The sequence below is a fragment of the Bacillus sp. FG16 genome (assembly GCF_057809515.1).
Genome location: NZ_JBMDKC010000030.1, coordinates 1 through 21,131, shown reverse-complemented (window position 1 = coordinate 21,131; position 21,131 = coordinate 1). Strand labels below are relative to the sequence as shown.

24 protein-coding genes and 2 pseudogenes are annotated in these 21,131 nt (G+C 35.6%); 8 read left to right on the top strand and 18 right to left on the bottom strand.

The window, feature by feature from the left end; translation table 11 throughout:
* The first annotated feature begins 78 nt into the window (after positions 1 to 78).
* Positions 79 to 954: an alpha/beta fold hydrolase gene (locus tag ACODS7_RS13355; RefSeq protein ID WP_141542549.1), complete on the top strand. Its 876-nt coding sequence runs from the start codon at positions 79 to 81 to the stop codon at positions 952 to 954.
* A 66-nt stretch (positions 955 to 1,020) separates the two neighbouring features.
* Here ACODS7_RS13355 and ACODS7_RS13350 read toward each other — a convergent pair whose 3' ends face one another.
* The 3 genes from ACODS7_RS13350 to ACODS7_RS13340 all read right to left on the bottom strand — a co-directional run bounded on the left by ACODS7_RS13350 (position 1,021) and on the right by ACODS7_RS13340 (position 3,574).
* Positions 1,021 to 1,308, bottom strand: coding sequence for a hypothetical protein (locus ACODS7_RS13350; RefSeq protein WP_000502928.1), 288 nt, complete (start codon positions 1,306 to 1,308; stop codon positions 1,021 to 1,023).
* A gap of 120 nt (positions 1,309 to 1,428) precedes the next feature.
* Positions 1,429 to 2,118, bottom strand: a complete 690-nt coding sequence (locus tag ACODS7_RS13345) for a response regulator transcription factor (RefSeq protein ID WP_003280338.1) — start codon at positions 2,116 to 2,118, stop codon at positions 1,429 to 1,431.
* A 1-nt stretch (position 2,119) separates the two neighbouring features.
* Positions 2,120 to 3,574 (bottom strand): HAMP domain-containing sensor histidine kinase, encoded by a 1,455-nt coding sequence (locus ACODS7_RS13340; RefSeq protein WP_243168329.1) that lies wholly within the window; start codon positions 3,572 to 3,574, stop codon positions 2,120 to 2,122.
* A 149-nt stretch (positions 3,575 to 3,723) separates the two neighbouring features.
* Between ACODS7_RS13340 and ACODS7_RS13335 the strand changes: the two genes are divergently transcribed.
* The 3 genes from ACODS7_RS13335 (at position 3,724) to mscL (ending at position 5,937) form a co-directional block, all read left to right on the top strand.
* On the top strand, positions 3,724 to 4,404 hold the full coding sequence (locus tag ACODS7_RS13335) for an ankyrin repeat domain-containing protein (protein WP_050844588.1): 681 nt from the start codon (positions 3,724 to 3,726) through the stop codon (positions 4,402 to 4,404).
* A gap of 79 nt (positions 4,405 to 4,483) precedes the next feature.
* Positions 4,484 to 5,410 (top strand): Gfo/Idh/MocA family protein, encoded by a 927-nt coding sequence (locus tag ACODS7_RS13330; protein ID WP_243168328.1) that lies wholly within the window; start codon positions 4,484 to 4,486, stop codon positions 5,408 to 5,410.
* Between the two features lie 128 nt (positions 5,411 to 5,538).
* Positions 5,539 to 5,937 (top strand): large conductance mechanosensitive channel protein MscL, encoded by a 399-nt coding sequence (gene mscL / locus ACODS7_RS13325; protein WP_000267015.1) that lies wholly within the window; start codon positions 5,539 to 5,541, stop codon positions 5,935 to 5,937.
* 48 nt (positions 5,938 to 5,985) lie between these two features.
* On the opposite strand, the gene ACODS7_RS13320 is transcribed toward mscL, so the two are convergent.
* The gene (locus tag ACODS7_RS13320) at positions 5,986 to 6,258 is read right to left on the bottom strand and encodes a DUF3917 domain-containing protein (protein WP_000636589.1); all 273 of its coding nucleotides are present in this window, start codon (positions 6,256 to 6,258) and stop codon (positions 5,986 to 5,988) included.
* Between the two features lie 148 nt (positions 6,259 to 6,406).
* Between ACODS7_RS13320 and dhp61 the strand changes: the two genes are divergently transcribed.
* From dhp61 to ACODS7_RS13305, 3 genes are all read left to right on the top strand, one after another.
* Positions 6,407 to 6,694, top strand: coding sequence for a protein Dhp61 (gene dhp61 / locus ACODS7_RS13315; RefSeq protein ID WP_088114657.1), 288 nt, complete (start codon positions 6,407 to 6,409; stop codon positions 6,692 to 6,694).
* Positions 6,695 to 6,775: 81 nt separating this feature from the next.
* Positions 6,776 to 7,012, top strand: a complete 237-nt coding sequence (locus ACODS7_RS13310) for a DUF3949 domain-containing protein (RefSeq protein ID WP_000637902.1) — start codon at positions 6,776 to 6,778, stop codon at positions 7,010 to 7,012.
* A 1-nt stretch (position 7,013) separates the two neighbouring features.
* The gene (locus ACODS7_RS13305) at positions 7,014 to 7,376 is read left to right on the top strand and encodes a DUF4288 domain-containing protein (RefSeq protein WP_029443429.1); all 363 of its coding nucleotides are present in this window, start codon (positions 7,014 to 7,016) and stop codon (positions 7,374 to 7,376) included.
* Between the two features lie 34 nt (positions 7,377 to 7,410).
* On the opposite strand, the gene ccpA is transcribed toward ACODS7_RS13305, so the two are convergent.
* The 5 genes and pseudogenes from ccpA to ACODS7_RS13280 all read right to left on the bottom strand — a co-directional run bounded on the left by ccpA (position 7,411) and on the right by ACODS7_RS13280 (position 12,000).
* On the bottom strand, positions 7,411 to 8,409 hold the full coding sequence (gene ccpA / locus ACODS7_RS13300) for a catabolite control protein A (protein WP_001103303.1): 999 nt from the start codon (positions 8,407 to 8,409) through the stop codon (positions 7,411 to 7,413).
* 492 nt (positions 8,410 to 8,901) lie between these two features.
* Positions 8,902 to 9,856, bottom strand: a pseudogene (locus ACODS7_RS13295) (bifunctional 3-deoxy-7-phosphoheptulonate synthase/chorismate mutase).
* Positions 9,857 to 10,021: 165 nt separating this feature from the next.
* Complete coding sequence (locus ACODS7_RS13290; RefSeq protein WP_016080048.1) at positions 10,022 to 11,044, bottom strand: CamS family sex pheromone protein; 1,023 nt, start codon at positions 11,042 to 11,044, stop codon at positions 10,022 to 10,024.
* Between the two features lie 117 nt (positions 11,045 to 11,161).
* A complete protein-coding gene (gene ytxJ, locus ACODS7_RS13285) occupies positions 11,162 to 11,488 on the bottom strand; it encodes a bacillithiol system redox-active protein YtxJ (protein WP_001057469.1) in 327 nt (108 codons plus the stop codon).
* Positions 11,488 to 12,000 carry a DUF948 domain-containing protein gene (locus ACODS7_RS13280; RefSeq protein WP_001197721.1) on the bottom strand — a complete coding sequence of 171 codons (513 nt, stop codon included), beginning with the start codon at positions 11,998 to 12,000 and terminating at the stop codon, positions 11,488 to 11,490. Before ACODS7_RS13280 ends, ytxJ begins: the two co-directional genes overlap by 1 nt.
* A 187-nt stretch (positions 12,001 to 12,187) precedes the next feature.
* On the opposite strand from ACODS7_RS13280, the gene ACODS7_RS13275 reads away from it, so the two are divergent.
* Positions 12,188 to 13,303: an aminopeptidase gene (locus tag ACODS7_RS13275; protein ID WP_000654729.1), complete on the top strand. Its 1,116-nt coding sequence runs from the start codon at positions 12,188 to 12,190 to the stop codon at positions 13,301 to 13,303.
* A 48-nt stretch (positions 13,304 to 13,351) separates the two neighbouring features.
* Here ACODS7_RS13275 and ACODS7_RS13270 read toward each other — a convergent pair whose 3' ends face one another.
* The 9 genes and pseudogenes from ACODS7_RS13270 to ACODS7_RS13230 form a co-directional block, all read right to left on the bottom strand.
* Positions 13,352 to 13,534, bottom strand: coding sequence for a hypothetical protein (locus ACODS7_RS13270; protein ID WP_048563696.1), 183 nt, complete (start codon positions 13,532 to 13,534; stop codon positions 13,352 to 13,354).
* The gene (locus ACODS7_RS13265; RefSeq protein ID WP_016080047.1) at positions 13,531 to 13,935 is read right to left on the bottom strand and encodes a PH domain-containing protein; all 405 of its coding nucleotides are present in this window, start codon (positions 13,933 to 13,935) and stop codon (positions 13,531 to 13,533) included. The genes ACODS7_RS13270 and ACODS7_RS13265 overlap by 4 nt, the downstream gene beginning before the upstream one ends.
* Positions 13,936 to 14,011: 76 nt before the next feature.
* Positions 14,012 to 14,503 (bottom strand): GNAT family N-acetyltransferase, encoded by a 492-nt coding sequence (locus ACODS7_RS13260; RefSeq protein WP_243168327.1) that lies wholly within the window; start codon positions 14,501 to 14,503, stop codon positions 14,012 to 14,014.
* Entirely contained in the window at positions 14,500 to 15,048 is a 549-nt protein-coding gene (locus ACODS7_RS13255; protein ID WP_243168326.1) for a GNAT family N-acetyltransferase, read from the bottom strand. The genes ACODS7_RS13260 and ACODS7_RS13255 overlap by 4 nt, the downstream gene beginning before the upstream one ends.
* 57 nt (positions 15,049 to 15,105) lie before the next feature.
* Positions 15,106 to 16,011 (bottom strand): DMT family transporter, encoded by a 906-nt coding sequence (locus tag ACODS7_RS13250; protein ID WP_243168325.1) that lies wholly within the window; start codon positions 16,009 to 16,011, stop codon positions 15,106 to 15,108.
* Positions 16,001 to 16,414 (bottom strand): MerR family transcriptional regulator, encoded by a 414-nt coding sequence (locus tag ACODS7_RS13245; protein WP_000276601.1) that lies wholly within the window; start codon positions 16,412 to 16,414, stop codon positions 16,001 to 16,003. The genes ACODS7_RS13250 and ACODS7_RS13245 overlap by 11 nt, the downstream gene beginning before the upstream one ends.
* 170 nt (positions 16,415 to 16,584) lie before the next feature.
* Positions 16,585 to 17,895: a UDP-N-acetylmuramate--L-alanine ligase gene (murC, locus tag ACODS7_RS13240; RefSeq protein WP_029443433.1), complete on the bottom strand. Its 1,311-nt coding sequence runs from the start codon at positions 17,893 to 17,895 to the stop codon at positions 16,585 to 16,587.
* 252 nt (positions 17,896 to 18,147) lie between these two features.
* Positions 18,148 to 19,266 (bottom strand): nicotinate phosphoribosyltransferase, encoded by a 1,119-nt coding sequence (locus ACODS7_RS13235; RefSeq protein ID WP_016080041.1) that lies wholly within the window; start codon positions 19,264 to 19,266, stop codon positions 18,148 to 18,150.
* Between the two features lie 61 nt (positions 19,267 to 19,327).
* A pseudogene (locus ACODS7_RS13230) lies at positions 19,328 to 21,131 on the bottom strand (DNA translocase FtsK); the annotation flags it as partial.

The window sequence follows — 21,131 nt, the reverse complement described above, 5'->3', positions numbered from 1 at the left end:
TCGGTTTCTGTCGGTAAGTCGATATATTCTAATAATCGCTGATATATTTTCATTTCATAACAGCCTGGCCCAACTTTTATGAGAAAAGGTAGTGATATTATGTGGAAACGACAAATGATCCACACGAAACGTGGTACATTTGAACTCTTTACAAAAGGAGATGGCGAATCGCTTTGTATTACACATCACTATTCACAATTTAATGAAACTGGTGATTACTTTGCAGATGTTTTTACTGCTACGCATCGTGTATTTCTCATTAATTTACGGGATACTGGTCGCTCTGTAACCGCCCAGTCAGAAAACGAATTAAGCATGATTGAAACAATCCACGACTTAGAAGCAATACGAGAAGCATTACAACTTCCAACATGGCATTTCGCTGGTCATTCAACAGGTGGTATGCTTGGACTTTTATATGCGATTACATATCCAAATCCCTTACAATCATTAGTCGTAGCAGGAGCTGCAGCAAGTAACTATACCGAAACACCATTTTGCATTTATCATCCCGAACATTCACAATTTCATTATATGCAAGAGCTCATCGAAAACTTAAAAAGCCTTCACCTTACAAGTGAAGAACGGAAAGAACTATCTACTAAGAGAACAAAATTATCATTGTATAAACCAGAAAACTACAACTCTTATTTTTTTAAATCAATTGTAAAAACAATGTCCGCTAGCCGGATGAACGCTTTCGCCAATGAATATCCTTCATTTGATTTAAGAGAGTATTTACCTTCCATCCAAACAAAGACACTTATTATATGCGGAAGATATGATGTACAGTGCCCAATTCAGTATTCTATCGAGATGCATGATGGGATACGTAATTCTATCTTCATTCCATTTGAAAACAGCAACCATTATCCTTTTTTAGAAGAGGCTGCTCAGTTTACTTCTACTACTCAAACATTTTATAAATCATTGCAACAAGGAACTCTAAAATAGTATGTTAAGGTCGCAAGCTAATTTTCCAACAAAAAGCTCACAGCCTCTATAAGACTATGAGCTTTTTCAAAAGAAATATTTCACACTAGTAACAACCAAAAAAAGAACAGAAAAAATCACTAAACCTAAATCAATAAATACTGACTTTTTATCTCCTTCTTTTAAACTTATCATAAAACTAGAAATTATTTTAATTGCAAAAAAGACCATCATAAATAACCAGCCGAAATGATCATTCGTAGAATCTTCATCATAAAACATTTGTATTGCACCAATAATTAATAAGATAAGTACGATATTAGTTACAATCTTTAAAACCTTGTTTGATTTATTATCTTTTAATGTATCCCCCAAAATGTAGCACGCCCTCTCACACTCTCCTATGTTTTATCTCTCTTTATATTTTAACATAAATTACCTATTATCCCCTTTTGATCACATACAAAAAAACCTACCAATAACTCGGCAGGTTTCCTACACATTAAAACGATAACCAGCTCCCCACACTGTTTCAATATATTGCGGGTGGGCAGGGTCTCTTTCAATTTTTTCACGTAGCTTTCTAATGTGGACGACAACAGTGGCTAAATCACCAGCGGAATCTAATCCCCAAATGCGTTCAAATAACTGTTCTTTATTTAATACTTGGTTTGGATGTGTGACAAAGAATGTTAATAAATCAAATTCCTTCGTTGTAAATGCCACTTCTTCATTGTTTATAAAAACTTTCCTCGCTCGTTGATCGATAGAAATTCCGTGAATATATAACGTATCACGTTGCTTACTTACATTTCCTGATAATCTTTCATAACGAGCAATATGCGCTTTTACTCTTGCGACTAATTCGCTTGGGCTAAACGGTTTCGTTATATAATCATCCGCTCCTAATCCGAGTCCGCGAATTTTATCTATATCTTCTTTTTTTGCTGAAACAAGTAAAATCGGAATATCTTTTACAGCACGTATTTGTTTACAAATTTCGAATCCGTTCATTTTCGGGAGCATAATATCTAAAATAATTAAATCATAGTCTTCTTGCAGGGCTATTTGTAAACCTGTTTCTCCTGAATGCTCTACATCAACTTGGAAATCATTAATTTCTAAATAATCTCGCTGTAATTCTGCAATACTTACTTCATCTTCTATTAGTAAAATTCTTTTCAATTTACTCACCACATTCCTCTACTTTTTCCAATGAGAAGAAAATGCTTGTGCCTTTACCAAGCTCGCTTTCCGCCCAAATTTCCCCGCCATGTTCTTCAACAATTTGCTTCGCTATTGCTAAACCAAGTCCACTTCCACCTGTGCTAGAATTCCGCGATTGTTCTGCACGATAAAAACGTTCAAAGATATACGGTAGCGTATTAGATTCTATACCTGATCCATTGTCCATCACTTTCACAATAACTTTATTGTTATCACTCGATACTGTTACAGTAATTTTCTTCTCTTCTTTATCCATGTACTTCACACTATTATGAATTAAATTTGATATAACTCTATTTATCTTTTCGCAATCGGCCGTTACATATAATGGCGATGAATGTAATTGTAAGTTAACTTCTATACCTTCTTCACTTAAATCCATCTGCATCTCTTCTATTAATTCTTGCATAAACGTATTTAATTCAACTGTCTCAAATTGGAATGGAACTCGATTCAAATCGAGCTTCGAAAACAAAAAGAGCTCATCAATGAGTGTGTCCATATGTTTTGCCTTCGTATGAATTGTCGTTAAATACTTATCCATTTTTTCTGGCGTATTTGCTACCCCATCCTTTATTCCCTCTACATATCCGATAATAGATGTAATCGGTGTTTTTAAATCATGCGATATGTTTGAAATAAGTTCTTTTCGATTTTCTTCATACTGCGTTTGTACTTCAATCGATTCTTTTAACTTCTTCCTCATTTCCTCAAACCCTTGATTTAATTGACCTATTTCATCGTGCGATGTAACTGGCATTTGAAAATCTAAATTTCCTTCTTTAATTTTCTCTGTTGCGCCTTTCAATACAAAAATTGGTTTTATTACACTTCTTGAAACGAGATAACTTAATAACCCAATGAGTAAAATGGCTAGTAGTAAAAGCGATACGAATAAGATTGGAAATAATTTTTGTGTAAGATCTACAAATGAACTTTGCTTTTTTAGTACAAATATACTCCCTTCTTCTTTCTCTGGAAAATAAAAATCAAATTTTACATATCGATAAAATGTATCGCCTAGTTCCGTTGTACCACGACTATTAATATTTGCCGCTTCAAATTTCGGAAGGGCTTCTGTTAAAGTCGAACTTTCAAAACCCTTTGTAGCATAAGAAATGTTTTCTCCCTTTCTTACAATTATTTTCACGCCTTCTTTTTCAATCGATGAAACGAACGATTCATCTAATAATTGAGATTGATGTTGCTTTGCCACTAATTTTAATTCAAGATAGGCATTCTCTTCTTCTGGTGTAAGCGGCTTTTGAATGTAAGAACTTTTATAGAAATTTTTCACTGCTTCCAAGTCACCTGTTATCGAAAAAACAATTAAAAATCCCGCGACTAATATGAGCGTAATAGAAACGAGAATTACAGCAATATAAGAAAATAAAAACCTTGTTTTAATAGACATCATTTACATCCTCACTTTACCCATCCTTCATATTCATAAGCATAAAAATATATGTTCAAATACTCAAGCGATTTTATAGTAATTTTAGCGTCAGTTTATAAAAATTTAATGTTCCTATTTTACAGTTGAAATTAGGAGGTTGAAATTCCATGTTCAAAAAAACATTCAGTATGATATGTTGCGTAATTTTTTTACAAGGATGCTCGCAAGAACAAGAAGTAAAAAAGGAGATGACAAACATGGAGACTGCACTACTAGCAGCTACTGAAAAAAATGAAACGAATACTGTTATATCTTTACTAAAACAAGGTGCAAATATAAATGCGACGGATAATCAAGGACGCACTCCGCTTATGATTGCAACATACAAAAATAATGTAAAAACCGCAAAAGCGCTTATCGAAGCTGGTGCTGACGTAAACATCCAAGATGACATGAAAAACAATCCCTTTCTATACGCCGGTGCGGAAGGTTACTTAGACATTTTAAAGCTAACAATTGATGCTGGTGCAGATCCTACGATTACAAATCGTTACGGTGGAACAGCTCTTATCCCAGCCTCAGAACATGGCTATATTGACGTTATAAAAGAACTCCTCGCTCGAACAAATATTGATGTAAATCATGTAAATAACCTCGGATGGACAGCTTTAATGGAAGCCATCGTACTAAGTAACGGAAACGAAACACAGCAACAAGTCATTCGCCTTCTTATTGAGCACGGTGCAGATGTAAATATTCCAGACAATGATGGTGTTACCCCGTTAGAGCATGCTCGCGCTCATCACTTTGAAGAGATAGAGAAGATTTTGTTAGAAGGACGTAAGTAAAAAGTTATTTTTTGCCTTCCTCCCCCACCCTATGCTACATTTAAGCCGTTACATTACTATTAATAGGGTGGGAATAAAAATGAACAAACCTAAAATTGGGATGTTTGGACTTGGAAGTATTGCGCAAAAGGCCTATCTTCCAACACTTACAAAAGAAACAGATTGGAATTTTGTAGGGGCGTTTACACCTAACGCGGAGAAAAGAAAACAAGTTTGCCAGCAATACCGGATTCAAGACTTTCACTCTATTGAAATGTTAGCTTCAGAATGCGATGCAATCTTCGTTCATAGTTCAACTGCATCGCATTATGAAATCGTTTCTGAACTTCTGAAAAAAGGAATCGACGTTTATGTTGATAAACCGCTAGCAGCTACAGTGGAACAAGCTGAGCAACTAGTTGAGTTGAGCGAGAAGTATAACCGAAAATTAATGGTCGGATTTAATCGCAGATTCGTTCCTATGTATGTCGCTGCCAAAGAACAGGCTAATGATATTTCATGGATTCGAATTGAAAAGCATCGTACAAATAAAGTTGGGCCATATACGTACGACTTCACTATGTTAGATGATTATTTACACATTGTAGATACTGCTCGCTGGTTAGCTAATGATGACCTTAACGCCGTCCACAATATGATGCAAATCAATGAAAAAAATGAACTTCTTTACGGACATCATATATATACAACTCCAAGTGGACTGTTACTTTCTACTGCAATGCATCGCCATGCCGGTACAAATTTAGAACAAATTGAACTTGTAACGCCAGGGAAAATCATTCGCGTAAAAAATATGAATACATTTGAAATTGAACAGGAAAACTCAGTTTCACAAAGTGGTTCTCCATCATGGGATACAACGTTAAAACAACGTGGTTTTGAAGATGCTGTTCATCATTTTATTGAGTGTGTACACGGAGATACAAAGCCTGTTGTAGATGGATTAGAAGGATTAAAAACGCAGCAAATGCTACAATCTTTACTAGATGATGTAAACAAAAATTAAAACGGATACATTTTTCAGAATTTACTTTCATTCCCATTTCCTCTTTATTTCTCTCGTAAATTTCTATAGAATATGTTGATAGGAATTATAAATTTCATAATGAATCGTGGAAAGGATGGGATTAACACATGTGGAACGAGTTTAAAAAGTTTGCTTTCAAAGGGAATGTCGTTGATTTAGCTGTCGGGGTTGTAATCGGTGCTGCATTCGGTAAAATCGTTAGTTCTTTAGTAAAAGACATTATTACACCATTACTTGGTATGGTATTAGGTGGCGTTAACTTTACAGACTTACACTTTGGATATGGTAAATCAGCTGTTATGTATGGTAACTTCATCCAAACAATTTTTGATTTCTTGATTATCGCAGCTTCTATCTTTATGTTTATTAAAGTTTTCAACAAACTAACATCTAAAAAAGAAGACGAAAAAGAGGAAGAAATTCCAGAACCAACAAAAGAAGAAGTTCTTCTTGGCGAAATTCGCGACTTATTAAAGCAACAAAATTCTTCTAAAGATAGAGCATAATTGAACGGATAAAAAGGCATGTCCCAAGGGACATGCCTTTTCTATATGTTATAACGTTTCCGAATTCATATGAATAAATAAAATAATACCAGCAACCATAAGTACCATAATGCTACCTGCAAATAGTGTAATACCAATAAACATTAAACTTGTGCTCATATCTACTGATACACTTTCAATAAAAATAGAAATTACATACGTGATAAGGGCAATTCCTGCAAGAATACTTCCTGGAACAAACCGCTTTAAGCCATTTTGTTTTAACGTCATATATGCAAAAATAGCAGTCATACAAAGCGTAATTATCCAAAGAACGATCATCTCTTCTCCCCCCTCACAAGCCTTTTCTTCTATTATACATGACATTGCCCTATAATAGCTAAATTTGCACTTATGTGACATATAACAAGGAATCATACAATCTATAGAGAAATCTTCCAAATAAGCGATATACTAGGGAGGATTTCAATTGGAAGATAATATTGTAGGATACTTTAAACAAGTAGAGCGATATGATTATATTACAATTGACTTAGACAAAAAGTTTTTTTACATGGAAGTTGTACAAATAGAAACAAATTTAACTTTGCTAAAAGTATCACTTAACTTAGACAAAGATGAAACTATTATTACTGGCAATTATGATCCTTCTAGGTTAGAACAATTAATACAAAGCTTTAAACGCACTGCACAAACATGCCTTGAACATAATTTACGAAGTCCTGAAGCACTTTTTGCATTTTGGAAAGGAAATTGACCACCAGGAAAATATGGATATTTTTCATATAAATTGATATAATTACTATATACAAATATTCTTTGTAAGGGAGTGTTCATAATGATTTGGATTTCACTAATCGTATTAGCTTATTTCATCATTCTCGTCCCAATACAGTACAACTACATTAAAATGCTCAAAGAAAAACAGAAAAAAATGAGTGTCTCACAAAACGAACTATATGACAACATGTCTTATGAAGAATCCCAAGTACATTACCATTATCAAAGTAACGTATTTACAATACCTGCTTCGCTTGTCGCGAGTATTATTTATAAAGTGAAACATGCAGCATAATATGTACGCTGTAAAATTATTGTTTGAGTCTGTTCATTCTGGTGAGCCTGATCCTACGAAAATTGATGAGCATTATGAAGAGAATCACGATACACTTTTTGAAGAAAGTATTATTCTTGTTAAAGCAAACAGTTTAGAAGAAGCTCATGAACTAAGTGAAAAGATAGCTATACAATCGGAGCACACATACGATAATATGTATGATGAGCAAATCACATGGACGTTCCGAAAAGTGTTACATGTGTTTGAATTAGACGATACGCCATTTGAAACTGGAAAAGAATTGTACGCAAGATTTTTACACGTTAAGAAAAATGAAACTGTAGATACAGTAATTGAAAAATATTATCCTGAATATGAATAAAAGCTCACAGCAATCGCTGTGAGCTTTTTTATACTTACTTCGTTGAATCTCTAAATTGGATACGGTGAGGTAAGATAACAGTGTGATCTTCCACTTTTTCTTTGTTCATATACTTTGTTAATAGACGCATTGCTACTGCACCGATATCATACATCGGTTGTACAACTGTTGAAAGTTGCGGACGAACCATTAATGCAAGGCGTGTATTATCGAAACCAAGTACTTCTACATCAGTTGGTACGTTTAATCCAGCGTCTTGTGCTGCATGGATTACACCTAGTGCCATTTCATCAGAAGATACGAAGATTGCTGTTGGCTTTTCATCATTGCTCCAAAGCTTTTCGAATGCTTCGATACCTGAGTCATATGTGTAATCTCCATCGATTACAAGATTTTCATCATATGAAATACCTTCTTCTTCTAAAGCTTTTTTATAACCTTGTAACTTCTTCGCGCTTCCCGCTTTATCAATGAATGGACCAGAGACGAAACCGATACGCTTATGTCCTTGCTCAATAAAGTGCTTCATTGCATCGTAAGCTGCTTGTGTATAATCAATATTTACTGATGGCGTTTCATTTTGCTCATCGAATGACGCTGCTAATACAATTGGTACTGGAGATTTTTTAAATTCTTCAATGTGAATGTCTGTAATATCTTCACCCATGAAAACAATTCCGTCCACTTGTTTTCCAAGCATCGTATTTAATAAATGGAACTCTTTCTCTTTGTTTTGGTCAGAGTTACTTAAAATGATGTTATATTTGTACATTGTTGCGATATCTTCAATTCCACGTGCAAGTTCTGCATAAAACGTATTTGAGATATCAGGAATAATAACACCTACTGTAGTTGTCTTCTTACTTGCTAGTCCACGTGCTACCGCATTTGGGCGGTATCCTAAACGATCAATTGCTTCTAATACTTTCTTTCTTGTTGTAGGCTTTACATTTGGGTTACCGTTCACAACGCGTGATACGGTAGCCATTGAAACGTTCGCTTCGCGCGCTACATCATAGATTGTTACGTTCATCTCATCGCACACTCCTTCTATTTTTGTTATCTATTTTTATGTATCGGTTACTTGAATGAAAAAAAGACATCAACTCTATTTGCAGATGCCACCAATCGTCCCGAGTTCTTCCTTTTACTAATGATACGATAAAAACGCAGGCTCATACAATATTTTCCCGCAAAAGTTTCGAAAAAATTCGCTTCTTTTCTCGTATTTTCGTATTTTTTATGAAAAAAGAGCATTTTTTGTAAAAAAATAGATGTTTCCTAAGTAGAAATCTTATTTTAAGCAGTACGATAGTAAATGAAATTTATATCGGCGATTTTTCGAATATATGAACCGTAACTCGAAATATATCAGCGATTTTCCAAATATATCGACCACAACTCTAATTATATCAGCGATTTTTTAAATATATCAACTTACCAACAAAAACCGACAATGACAGTCTCTATACAATAAGAGAAAGCTGTTCCAAAATGCCTTTTTGGAACAGCTCATTAAAAGTTTTTATAATTTGCTTCCAAATAATTTTAATTCATTCATAAAATCATTGAACTGCGGAATATTCATTTGCTGCGCCGGATCTGATAAAGCTACAGCGGGATTTGGATGTACTTCAGCCATAATTGCGTCTGCACCAATTGCCATCGCTGCTTTTGCAGTTGATAAGAGAAGGTCACGTCGCCCTGTAGAATGCGTTACATCGACAACAACAGGTAAATGTGTTTCTTTCTTTAAAATCGGTACAGCGGAAATATCAAGCGTCTTACGCGTCACTCTTTCATACGTGCGAATACCTCGTTCACATAAAATAATGTTCCCATTTCCCTTTGCCATAATATATTCTGCCGCATTAATGAATTCTTCAATCGTTGCTGATAGACCACGTTTTAATAATACTCGTTTATTTACAGCACCGGCTGCCCTTAGCAAATCAAAGTTTTGCATATTGCGAGCGCCAATTTGAATAACATCAACGTAATCTAATGACATCTCAATATCATTTGGATTTAAAATTTCACTAATAACAGCCAAATCATATTCATCTGCTACTTGGCGTAAAATTTGTAATCCTGCTAATCCAAGACCTTGAAAATCATACGGTGAAGTATGTGGCTTGAATGCACCACCACGCATTAATTTCAACAATCGTATCTTCTATTTTTTTCTTACAAGACACAAGTAGTGCTTTACGATGATCTTCTTGTAACTCTAAACCAGCTTGAAAAATTTGTTTGAAAATATGTTGTAAAGTCGAAGTTTCAAATGGACCATTATTATTCTCTACAATTAAATCCAGCATATTTCTTTCACGTACAGGATCAAAACGTTTCACACCTTATACTTCTTTTAAAGTACCAACTTCTTGTACGAGACGACCTCTTTCGTTTAGTAACTCTAATATTTGTAAATTAAGTTGATCAATTTCAGAACGTAAACGACCTAGTTGTTGTGATGTCATAAGAAAGCCACCTCTTTCAAATTCCTATATATTACTTTTTTAAGATAACTTATCATAGCTGATACATATACGATTGTCACACGATATACAGCAATGAATTACCATCAAAAAACGTTGTATATTTTCATTTAAAATAAAAAAAAGACAGTTTACATACTGTCTTTTTTACAAGAAGGAAACAAACGGTTTATCACTGTTTTTCTCTTTTATAATAACGGCCTCAATTTTACTCTCGGACTTAATCTGTAATTGTACTTTCGCATCTTTAGGCAATTTGTCCAACATACCTTGAGCAGCCAATTGGGTAAGAGCCATTAATTCTGTTTTACCGTTATATTTAATAACAATATTCATATTTAATGTATCCATTTGATCTTTCTTATAAGAAACTTTTGCGTTGACTGGAATAAAATCTCCAGTAGAAAAACCTTTTATTTCCTTAGCAAAGTTAGTTATTTTTGTATTATCTTCTCCATGTGCTTGTGTAAATTCATCAGAAGGATATGAATACGACTTTTCATCAATTGTACTCCAATTTCCAAGGTTCGTATCATTCTTTTGAACAGTAGCACTAGCGATATACGTACCATTTTTTAAAGAACTAGTACTTTCTTGCTTAAAGATAGCAAACGTAATTGGAGATTTGTTATATTTATCATTTTTGTTAATAGCTTCAATAAGTTGTTTAGCAACTTCAGATCCTTTAGACATAGCTTCTTCATTAGATACACTTGAAGACATAGCTAGGCCAATCATAACACCAGATAAACTTAATTCATTTGAATTCTGTTTTCCGAAATAGTCTTGTTCTATAATATTCGTCAAAACTGGCGCTTCTACTTTCGCAACTAGTTCATCAATTAGTTTCTCTGGAATATACTGATTTAATTGCAGTACGTGACTCTCTGTATCAAATTGCTGCGTTGCAATATTTATTAAACCATTTTCATACTCTGCTAAATCTAATTTAGAATTTGTTTTTATATTAGCTGTATTTATAACCTTTTGTTCTTTTAAAGGAATAACAGTTCTATAATAATCTTTAGAAACAGCAGTTCTCGGAATCATACTTTTTTCTTTTGTATCTTTTTGTATAACTTCATCCTTCTTACTAATCGTATTACTATTGTTACTACAAGCTCCCAGTAATAAACTTACGACTGCGAAGGATAATGCCATTTTCTTCATTACTTAAAACCTACTTTCAACAATCTAGTTATTTAGTTTGAACTATTAATAGTGTACCACTAAATATATTTCAACAAAAACAAAAAAAAGAAGCAAGCACCTTTAGCTTGCTTCTTTTTACTTTATATTCTCTTCTAAAGCATCTTTTTTAATATTCCAATGAGACGTATTCCATACTACCATCCCATCTTTTATGTATAGCACTTGCGGTGATTCATGTCTAATACTGTATTGTTCTGCAACACGATTTGACACATCTCTCGCATCTTGTACGTATAAGTAATACGCTGGTACTTCTCTTTCTTCACTGCAATACGCTTGAAATTCTGTGTATGCACCGTGACTAATCGGGCATGTCGTACTATGTTTAAAAAGAACATACGGCTCATTCTTTTCTACTAAGACTTCAAGCTCTTCAATTGTTTCAAGCTTTGTCATATTCATCACGATTCACCTCTCATACGAAATCTAGAGCGCTTCTCTTTCTTTTCAGCGTTTTTCTCAATTCTTTCTAATTTACGCTCTTCTTTTTCAACCTTCTTCTCTTGTCTCGACGCACGGTAATGATTGTATACTTCAATCGCCGCACTGCTCCACTGTACAACTTGCGCTACTTTATCAGCGTTATTTTCAATTTCGTCCGTTACAGAGTCTGATACATTACGAAGCTTCGTATTTAAAGATTGGATTGTCGTTCCAATCCCATCTACACCCGCTACCACTTTATTTAATGACTGTGACTTCTGTTGAATATCATCAGCTAACGCATTCGTTTTATGTAATAATTGCTCTGTCTCTACGCTAATTCCTTGCATTTGTTTTTCTAAACCTTCTAACGTGCTTGCAACGTTTTCTAACGTCTTCTGAACCGATAACAACGTTCTGCATACATACACTACTAATACTGCGAAAGCAACCGCGATAATAGCCGCACTTACATATAAAAGAACTTGCATTTCATCACTTCCTTTATCTTTTTCATACTTTCCCCTATTATACAATCATTTTCCGTTTCATTCTAATCCCTATCTCATCATTAGAATTTTCATACTTATTCGTTAACTGTAACATAAATCATTCAACAAATTCCACTAAGTAGGTTACAATAGGAGAGGATACATAATTAGTAGGGAGGCTTTACATATGAAAGATCCACGTATTGAAAAGTTAGCATACAATTTAATTAACTACTCTATCCGCTTACAAAAAGGTGAAAAAGTATTAATTGAAAACTTTGGCTTACAAAAAGAACTTGTAACTGCACTTGTAAAAGAAGCATATGCAGCTGGTGGTTTCCCATTCGTCTCTTTAAAAGATCATCAAGTAGATCGCTCTTTATTAATGGGTGCTACTGAAGAACATTTCGAACAAATCGCTGCGTATGAAGCAAGCGTAATGAAAGACATGGACGCTTATATCGGTCTTCGCTCTGGCGATAATATTAATGAACAAGCTGACGTTCCAAGTGAGCGTATGAAAGTTCATGGCCAAACAGTTGGTAAAAAAGTTCATAGAGACATTCGCGTTCCAAAAACACGCTGGGTTGTTCTTCGCTACCCAAATGCTTCTATGGCACAGCTTGCTAAAATGAGTACAGAAGCTTTCGAAGACTTCTACTTTGAAGTATGTAACTTAGACTACGGTAAAATGGATAAGGCGATGGATAGCCTTGTTACATTAATGAATAAAACAGATAAAGTTCGTTTAACTGGCCCTGGAACTGACTTAACATTCTCTATTAAAGACATTCCAGCAATTAAATGCTCAGGTCATTTAAACATTCCAGATGGTGAAGTATACTCTGCACCAGTTCGTGACTCTGTTAACGGTACAGTTTCTTACAACACACCATCTCCTTACAACGGTTATACATTTGAAAATGTACAACTTAAGTTCGAGAACGGTCAAATCGTTGAAGCAACTGCAAACGATTCAGAACGCATTAACAAAATCTTCGATACAGACGAAGGCGCACGCTACGTTGGTGAGTTCGCAATCGGCGTAAACCCATACATCTTACATCCAATGGGAGATATCCTATTCGATGAAAAAATCGATGGCAGCTTCCACTTCACTCCTGGACAAGCTTACGACGATGCATGGAATGGTAACAACTCGAACATCCATTGGGACTTAGTATGCATCCAACGCCCTGAATACGGCGGCGGCGAAATTTACTTCGACGACGTACTAATCCGTAAAGACGGACGCTTCGTTGTACCTGAACTAGAAGCTTTAAACCCAGAGAACTTAAAATAATAAAAAACGCTCGGAATTATATCCGAGCGTTTTTTTATTATCCTCACTCTATGTCGAGCCACTTTTCTTACTTTTTGTTTGCTGAAAATGAAAATAATATAAAAGTGCCACTGCGATAGTACCTATTAATATTGGTACATATAAAGGCAGGTTCCATTTCATATTTACCCTAGTGCAGATAGCAAACACCAGCAAAATTTCCAAGCAAAACAAAGGTTTTATATATTTCATTTCTTACCTGCCATTTCTATTTTAACATGTGAATTTTCTTTCTCGATAAGCGCTAAAAATTCATTCATATCTTGTGGCATCGCAATTATATGTACTTTATATGCATTCGTCGTAATTTCAAGTGATTTCCCAACTTGACGAATTATTCTTATCTCTTTCAATACAATATCGTCATTTAAAACACCGTACTTTAATACACCATTTTCTACTTTATGTTTTTTAATAAATACTTCCCAAACGAGCGGGACATTTACAATGAAGCATAAACCCATCCCAATCAACGCCGATATCCAATGCGCTTTATTAGTAAAAAGCATGACAATTGGATATATAAACATAAAAGCTAACGTAAGACAAACAAAAATGACTACTGACTTACTTCTTTGAATTGGAAAGTTCATACCTACACCCCCTAATCCAAATTATACCACTATTTCCATTTTAGTTCATAGAAAAAGGCCATTTCTAAATGACCTTTTACACAATGTACCTATAAAATTTCTTATCTACCTGTAACACTGGAAAATTTTTCGGCAACTGATCTATATTCACACTTTGAAAACCATTCTTTTCATAAAAACGATGTGCCGCTAAAAATTTTACTGTTGTTCCTAAGTAAATATCTTTCAATTTTTTATCCTCAGCCCATGAAATTGCTGTTTGAAGCAACATATGTGACGCGCACCATTCTTTTCCGCGAAACTCTTTCTTCACGAACATTTTTCTTAGCGCTACTTGAAGATTCTCAATATCTAATAAAGCTACTGTTCCAACTACTTTCCCATCATAAATTGCTACCCAAAAGTTTCCGTGATCCTTTTGATAGAATGTTTCTATTTCAAGTAAATCAGGTTGCTCTTCTTTCGTAATGGGAACATTATACTCTTTTTGCTGAATATGAACGATAAGATCTACTACTTCCTCTTGAAACGTACTTTCATACGGAACAATACGAATTTTCTCGTTCATCGAATTTCTTTCCACTCTGAAGCTAATAAACTATATACAGCGACATCATGGAAATGATCATATAACCATTCTTCATCTCGTAAAATACCATCTAACTTAAATCCTAAACGTTCTGGAATTGCGCGGCTTTTCGCATTTCCAACACCGCAACGAATTTCAATTTTATTCAGCTTTAAATTTTCAAATGCATAGTGAAGTACAGCCTTTACGCTACGCGTCATAATACCTTTCCCGCCAGTATCTTCTGCAAGATAATACCCAAGACTCGTCGCTTTCTTCCCCCAGCTCACTGGATGAATGCCTACCATCCCAACGAGCTTTCCTTTGTAACGTATACCACTTTCAAAACCGTCTCCCTCTGCAAACTTTTTTAACCACATCGGAAAAATCTCATCATAAGCATCAGCAGATTTTGTCCCATCTACCCAAGGGAGCCATTTTCGTAAATGATTACGGTTTTGATCTAATAATTGATATAATTCCTCTTTATGATGTTTTTCTAGTAATTGTAGTTCGATTTCGTCATCTACTCGGAGTGTGAACATGCTTTTTAGTCCCCTTTTTAGTTTTCTTATTATTCTAACATTTATGGATAAAAAATGTTAAATGTTCACACTTTCTTTTGATTTTCTTTGTATAAAACCAGAAGAATACAATACTCCCGTAACAACTAATATCATTCCTACAGATTGTGCAGGTGTTATATTGACTCCTTCAATAAAAGAAATAAGCATTGTAACAACAGGCACTAGATTAAAAAATAAAGATGTCCTCGCTGCCCCAATTTGAGCAATTCCATTATTCCACCATAAGTAGCCAAACACACTCATTCCAATTGCCATAAAGAGAATCGCGCACCATGCCAACAAAGGAATTTCTAAAACTGGTACTATACTTTTTTGTGTAGAAGATATGATAATAAAGGCAAGTGTACCAATAGTCATCGTATATGTCGTCGTTTGCATTGGATTACCAGTTTTAATAAACCTTCTGCCTAGCACGCCGTATAACGCCCAGCAGATATTCCCTAATAAAATATAAAAATCCCCTTTTGAAAATGATAAATGTTGTAGTATTGTAAACGAACCCTGTGTAAGTACAAAAACAACGCCAATTAGTGCAAGTAACATTCCAATTGCTTGGCGCTTCACTATTTTCTCTCGTAAAATGACACTTGCTAACAGCGTCGTAACGAGAGGATTTGTCGCCATAATAAGCGCACCATTAATAGCTTCTGTATATTTCATTCCTGAAAAGAAAAAGAAGTTAAAGCCGAATACACCAACAATACCTAGTAAAAGGTAATAGAGCCTATTCTGCATCCATACTTCCAAATCAAAATCTTTTCGTATTTTTAACAAACATAACATCACAAATGCAGCAATCCCAAAACGCCATGCTGCTATATGAATTGCTTCGAAATACTGCACCGCATATTTCGAAGCATTAAATGTCCCACCAGTAAATATCGCAAAACCTAATAACTGCGCATATACTTTATTTTTCATTGCCGGCCTCCAAGTCTTTTTCTTCTAGAAAACCGTAATAAATTTCTAACTTCTCCTCCGTTAGCTGAACAACTTTTTGCAATTGTTCCTGCTGTTCTTTTAATCGCTCCAAGTGAGTTGTTAAAATGGAAATTCTCTTTTTTACTTTCGCTGGTACTTCCTCTTTCTTCTGCCTAATTTCCTCTATAATGCACCCATCACTTGCAAACTCAGCCATCTCTTCTAATGACATCCCAGTTTGTTTTAATGAATATAAAAATTTTAATAGACGTACATCGCCTTCTGTATATTGACGAATACCGCTATTTCGCGTTGGTGGTGGTAATAAACCTAATTTCTCATAGTAGCGCAAAGTGTGAATGCCCATCCCGGTTAACTCTGCTACTTCGCCGATTTTATACATGTTCTCTCCCCCTTGTTTTTACATTTTCATCTTACAACCTAGAGTTAGCTCTAGGTCAATACATAAATAAAGTGAAACTTTAATCAGTGGGGGTCTTACTGCCCGTTAATGCGGGATAAAAGTTGAACACAACAAAAAAAGACGCACAGCCAAGCTATGCGTCTTTTCTATTATTTCTCTGCAACTTGAACTTCTTTTACGTAAGCTGCTTCGAATTTTTGGATGTCGCCTGCGCCCATGAAAATTAGAACGCCGTTTTTATGTTTCTTTAATACATCCGTTGTTGTATCTGTAATTAGTTCTGCACCGTCAATACGCTTTTGCAGATCTTCAATTGTTAATTCACCTTTGTTTTCGCGTGCTGATCCGAAAATATCACATAAGTATACTTGGTCAGCTTTGCTTAAGCTTTCAGCGAACTCATCTAAGAACTTTTCTGTACGTGAGAATGTGTGCGGCTGGAATACAGCGACAACTTCACGCTCTGGATGCTTTTGACGAGCTGCTTCAATCGTTGCATTAATTTCTGTCGGATGGTGTGCGTAGTCATCGATAATAACTTGCTCTCCCATTGGCTTTTCATTAAAGCGACGTTTTACGCCTTCAAAAGTTGTTAGCTGATGCTTAACTGCTTCTACATCAACGTTTTCATAATGACAAAGCGCGATTACTGCTAACGCATTTAATACGCTGTGATTGCCGTATCCTGTAATTTTGAACGTGTCATAGTACGTATTACGAACGAATACATCGAATATCGTGCCATCTGTTCTCTTTTGGATATTACGTGCTTGGAAATCATTATCTTCTCCAAATCCATAGAAAATAACAGGTACTTTCGCTTGAATTTTTTGAAGTTCTTCATCATCTCCACATGCAATAATGCCTTTTTTCACTTGCAATGCCATCTCTTGGAATGCATTGAATACATCATTGATGTCTGTAAAATAATCTGGATGATCAAAATCAATATTCGTCATAATTGCATAGTCTGGATTGTAAGACAAGAAATGACGACGATACTCACAAGCTTCAAATACAAAATACTTACTATTTTCTACCCCATGCCCTGTTCCATCTCCAATAAGGTAAGATGTCGGATGTGCGCCTTGCATTACATGGGCTAACAAACCTGTTGTTGATGTTTTTCCATGTGCACCAGTTACAGCAACACTTGTGTATTGGCTCATCAGGTCACCTAAGAAGTGATGGTAGCGATGTACTGGGATGTTTAATTCTTTTGCTGCTACGATTTCTTCATGCGTATCAGGAAATGCATTTCCTGCAATAATCACTTGTCCTTCTTCTACATTATTCTTATCAAAAGGAAGGATCGAGATACTACGCTTTTCCAACGCTGTTTGTGTAAAGAAACGCTTTTCATAATCAGACCCTTGAACAGTATGCTTCATATCATGAAGAATTTGCGCTAATGAACTCATTCCTGTTCCTTTAATTCCTACAAAATGGTAAACTGTCATCTTAAAGAACCTCCAACATTTCGAACTAATACAACGGCCTATCTATAAGACAGTATATGAATCTTTTCTTATTTTGGTAATCATCATACATTTTTGATGTAGTGAAGTTATTCTTTCCCTTCACTTATCAGGATAAACTCGTACGTACTTCTTTATATGTCCATAACAAGTCCATTATAGCAAAAAAGAAGCCGCTATACTATGATAACAGAAAAACTGATAGGGTCAATCACCTATCAGTTTTTCTCTCTTTTACATATCTTCTCTTTTTTCTAATTGAACACGCTCTAAACGTGGGTTTGGACGATATTTACGACCAGCTTTTGCTTCTGGTTTCCCATTTAACTCTACATTATCACCAGTAAAGCCAATATTCATTTTTAACAAGCTACTTCCTACCCCGTATATGTCAACAGGTACCTTTTGAGCTTCAAATTCACGAATACGCTTTTCATCAAATCCACCAGTTACAACGATGTCTACATGCTGGAATCCTTCTTCATCAAGCGCCTTGCGAAGTGCAAATACAAGCGATGGGTTTACACCACGTGGATCAAATGTTCCAAGTACTTCTGGGTGGCGAATAAAGTATTGATCAATCATTGTGCGAGACGTATCTACACGCACACCTTTTAATGTTGATCCAAATTCACGCGCTACACGAAGTGCATCTGTAATAACATCATTATTGTAATCAATGAGTACAACTAATTCATCTTCTGGGAATTTCTTATGATATGCTTTTGCCGCTTCTACAACATCACCATTAAACATTTGAATTAATGCGTGAGGCATTGTTCCCATACCACTTCTGCCCCACCATTCATTCATCGCATGCGTCGCTTGTGCGCTCATACCTCCGATGTATGCTGCATAACCATCACCAGCTTGTTGTGTATAATGATCGTCACGATCTCCCATGAAAATAACTGGTTTTTCTTTATCTACACTACGTGCAGCTTGGACAACATTATATACGTTTGTTGCAACCGATGTACGACGAGCTAAAATCCCATCAATTACACCTTCTAAAAATCCGAAATTCTCATAAGGACCATGAATTGTTAACACTGTTTCAAATGGACTAATTTTATCGCCATCTTTTAAAGAGTGAATCTCAAGTTCCTCAGGATTTTTAGCGAATGTTTGCAGCAATGCAATCACTTCATCTGTTCCGCAAAGGACTGCATTTTCTTTTTGGAAAAATTGCATCGTTACAACACTTTTCGGGCGAAATTCTTCAATAATTTCTCTAGTTTTTAAAAAGTAAACGGCGGAGAACCAACCTTCCCCAACGCGTTCGTCAAATTTAAATGTTTTATTTGTTAGTCGATTTATTTCACCTTTTAATTTTAATTCAATTTCTTTCATGTCGCTTTACTCCCTACTTTACTATCCAACATTTTCTATTAGTATACAGCAAAACCGTGGACTATACATTCGTTTCCTGCATAGCAGCAAATTCATCCTCAGAAATAAGGACATCTCTCGGCTTAGTTCCTCTCGCTTCAGAAATAATCCCTTGCGATTCCATCTCTTCAATGAGACGTGCTGCGCGATTATAACCAATACGGAATTTTCGCTGTACAGAAGATGTGGACGCTCCCCCTTGTTCTACAACAAATTGACATGCATCAAAGAACAGCTCATCTTCCGACTCAGCCTGTTCTGTTTTCGCTAATAAATCCTCTTGCTTAAATAAGTAATTCGGCTTCATTTGCTTTCTCACATGATCAACTGTTTTTTCAATCTCATCATCCGATACATATACACCTTGTACACGAACTGGCTTAGATGTGCCGTTCCCTAAAAATAACATATCACCACGGCCAAGTAATTTTTCCGCGCCCCCAATATCGATAATCGTACGTGAATCAACTTGAGATGATACAGTAAACGCAATACGCGTTGGAATATTTGATTTAATTAAACCTGTAATAACATCTACAGATGGACGCTGCGTCGCAACTAATAAATGAATGCCACAAGCACGTGCTTTTTGCGCAATACGACAAATCGCTTCCTCAACATCACCCGGTGCTACCATCATTAAATCGGCTAACTCATCAATAACGATAACGATATAAGGTAATGTCTCACCTGGAATATCTCGCTCGCTTACAATTGTATTATAGCGAGTTAAATCACGAGCACCAGCATGAGCAAACAATTCATAACGACGCTCCATTTCATCAACTGCCCACTTTAACGCAGCTGTCGCTGCTTTTACATCCGTAATAACAGGTGCTACAAGATGCGGAACAGAATTGTATGGCGCAAGCTCAACCATCTTCGGATCAATTAACATTAACTTTACTTCATGTGGTTTCGCTTTATATAAAATACTCGTTAAAATCGCGTTAATACACACACTTTTACCTGAACCCGTTGCACCCGCAATAAGTCCGTGCGGCATTTTCCGAATATCCGTTACAATTGGATCACCTGAAATATCAAGTCCAAGCGCAACAGTAAGTGGCGATTCACTCTTTGTGAATACAGGACTTCTTAAAATCTCACGAAGAAATACCGGCTTACTTTCTTTATTTGGAACTTCAATTCCAATCGCACTCTTTCCTGGAATCGGCGCTTCAATACGAATATCTTTCGCAGCTAAACTTAACTTAATATCATCACTTAAATTTGTAATTTTATTTACTTTCACGCCTGGGTCTGGTTGTACTTCAAAACGAGTTACTGCTGGCCCTTGCGATACATTAATAACATGTGCTCCAACATGAAAATTATTAAACGTTGTATCTAATAATTCTTTTTGCTCATCTAACCACTCTGTATTATCTAGTGTTGATTGCTGTGGAATTGACAACAACGCTAATGGCGGAACAGTATATGTCGGTGGTGTGTGCAATACATTTCGCATATCGTTCTCTCTTTGATTGACAACATATGCTTTCTCTTTTGGTTCTGTACTTGAAATTGGCTTTTGTACTTGCTCTACCACTACTTGCTGCATTGGTTGCTCTTCCACTTGTGGTTCTACTACCACTTGCTACATTGGTTGCTCTTCCACTTGTGATTCTACTACCACCTGTTGCATTGGTTGCTCTTCCACTTGTGATTCTACTACCACTTGCTGCATTGGTTGCTCTTCCACTTGTGGTTCTACTACCACTTGCTGCATTGATTGCTCTTCCACTTGTGGTTCTACTATCACTTGCTGCATTGGTTGCTCTTCCACTTGTGATTCTACTACCACCTGTTGCATTGGTTGCTCT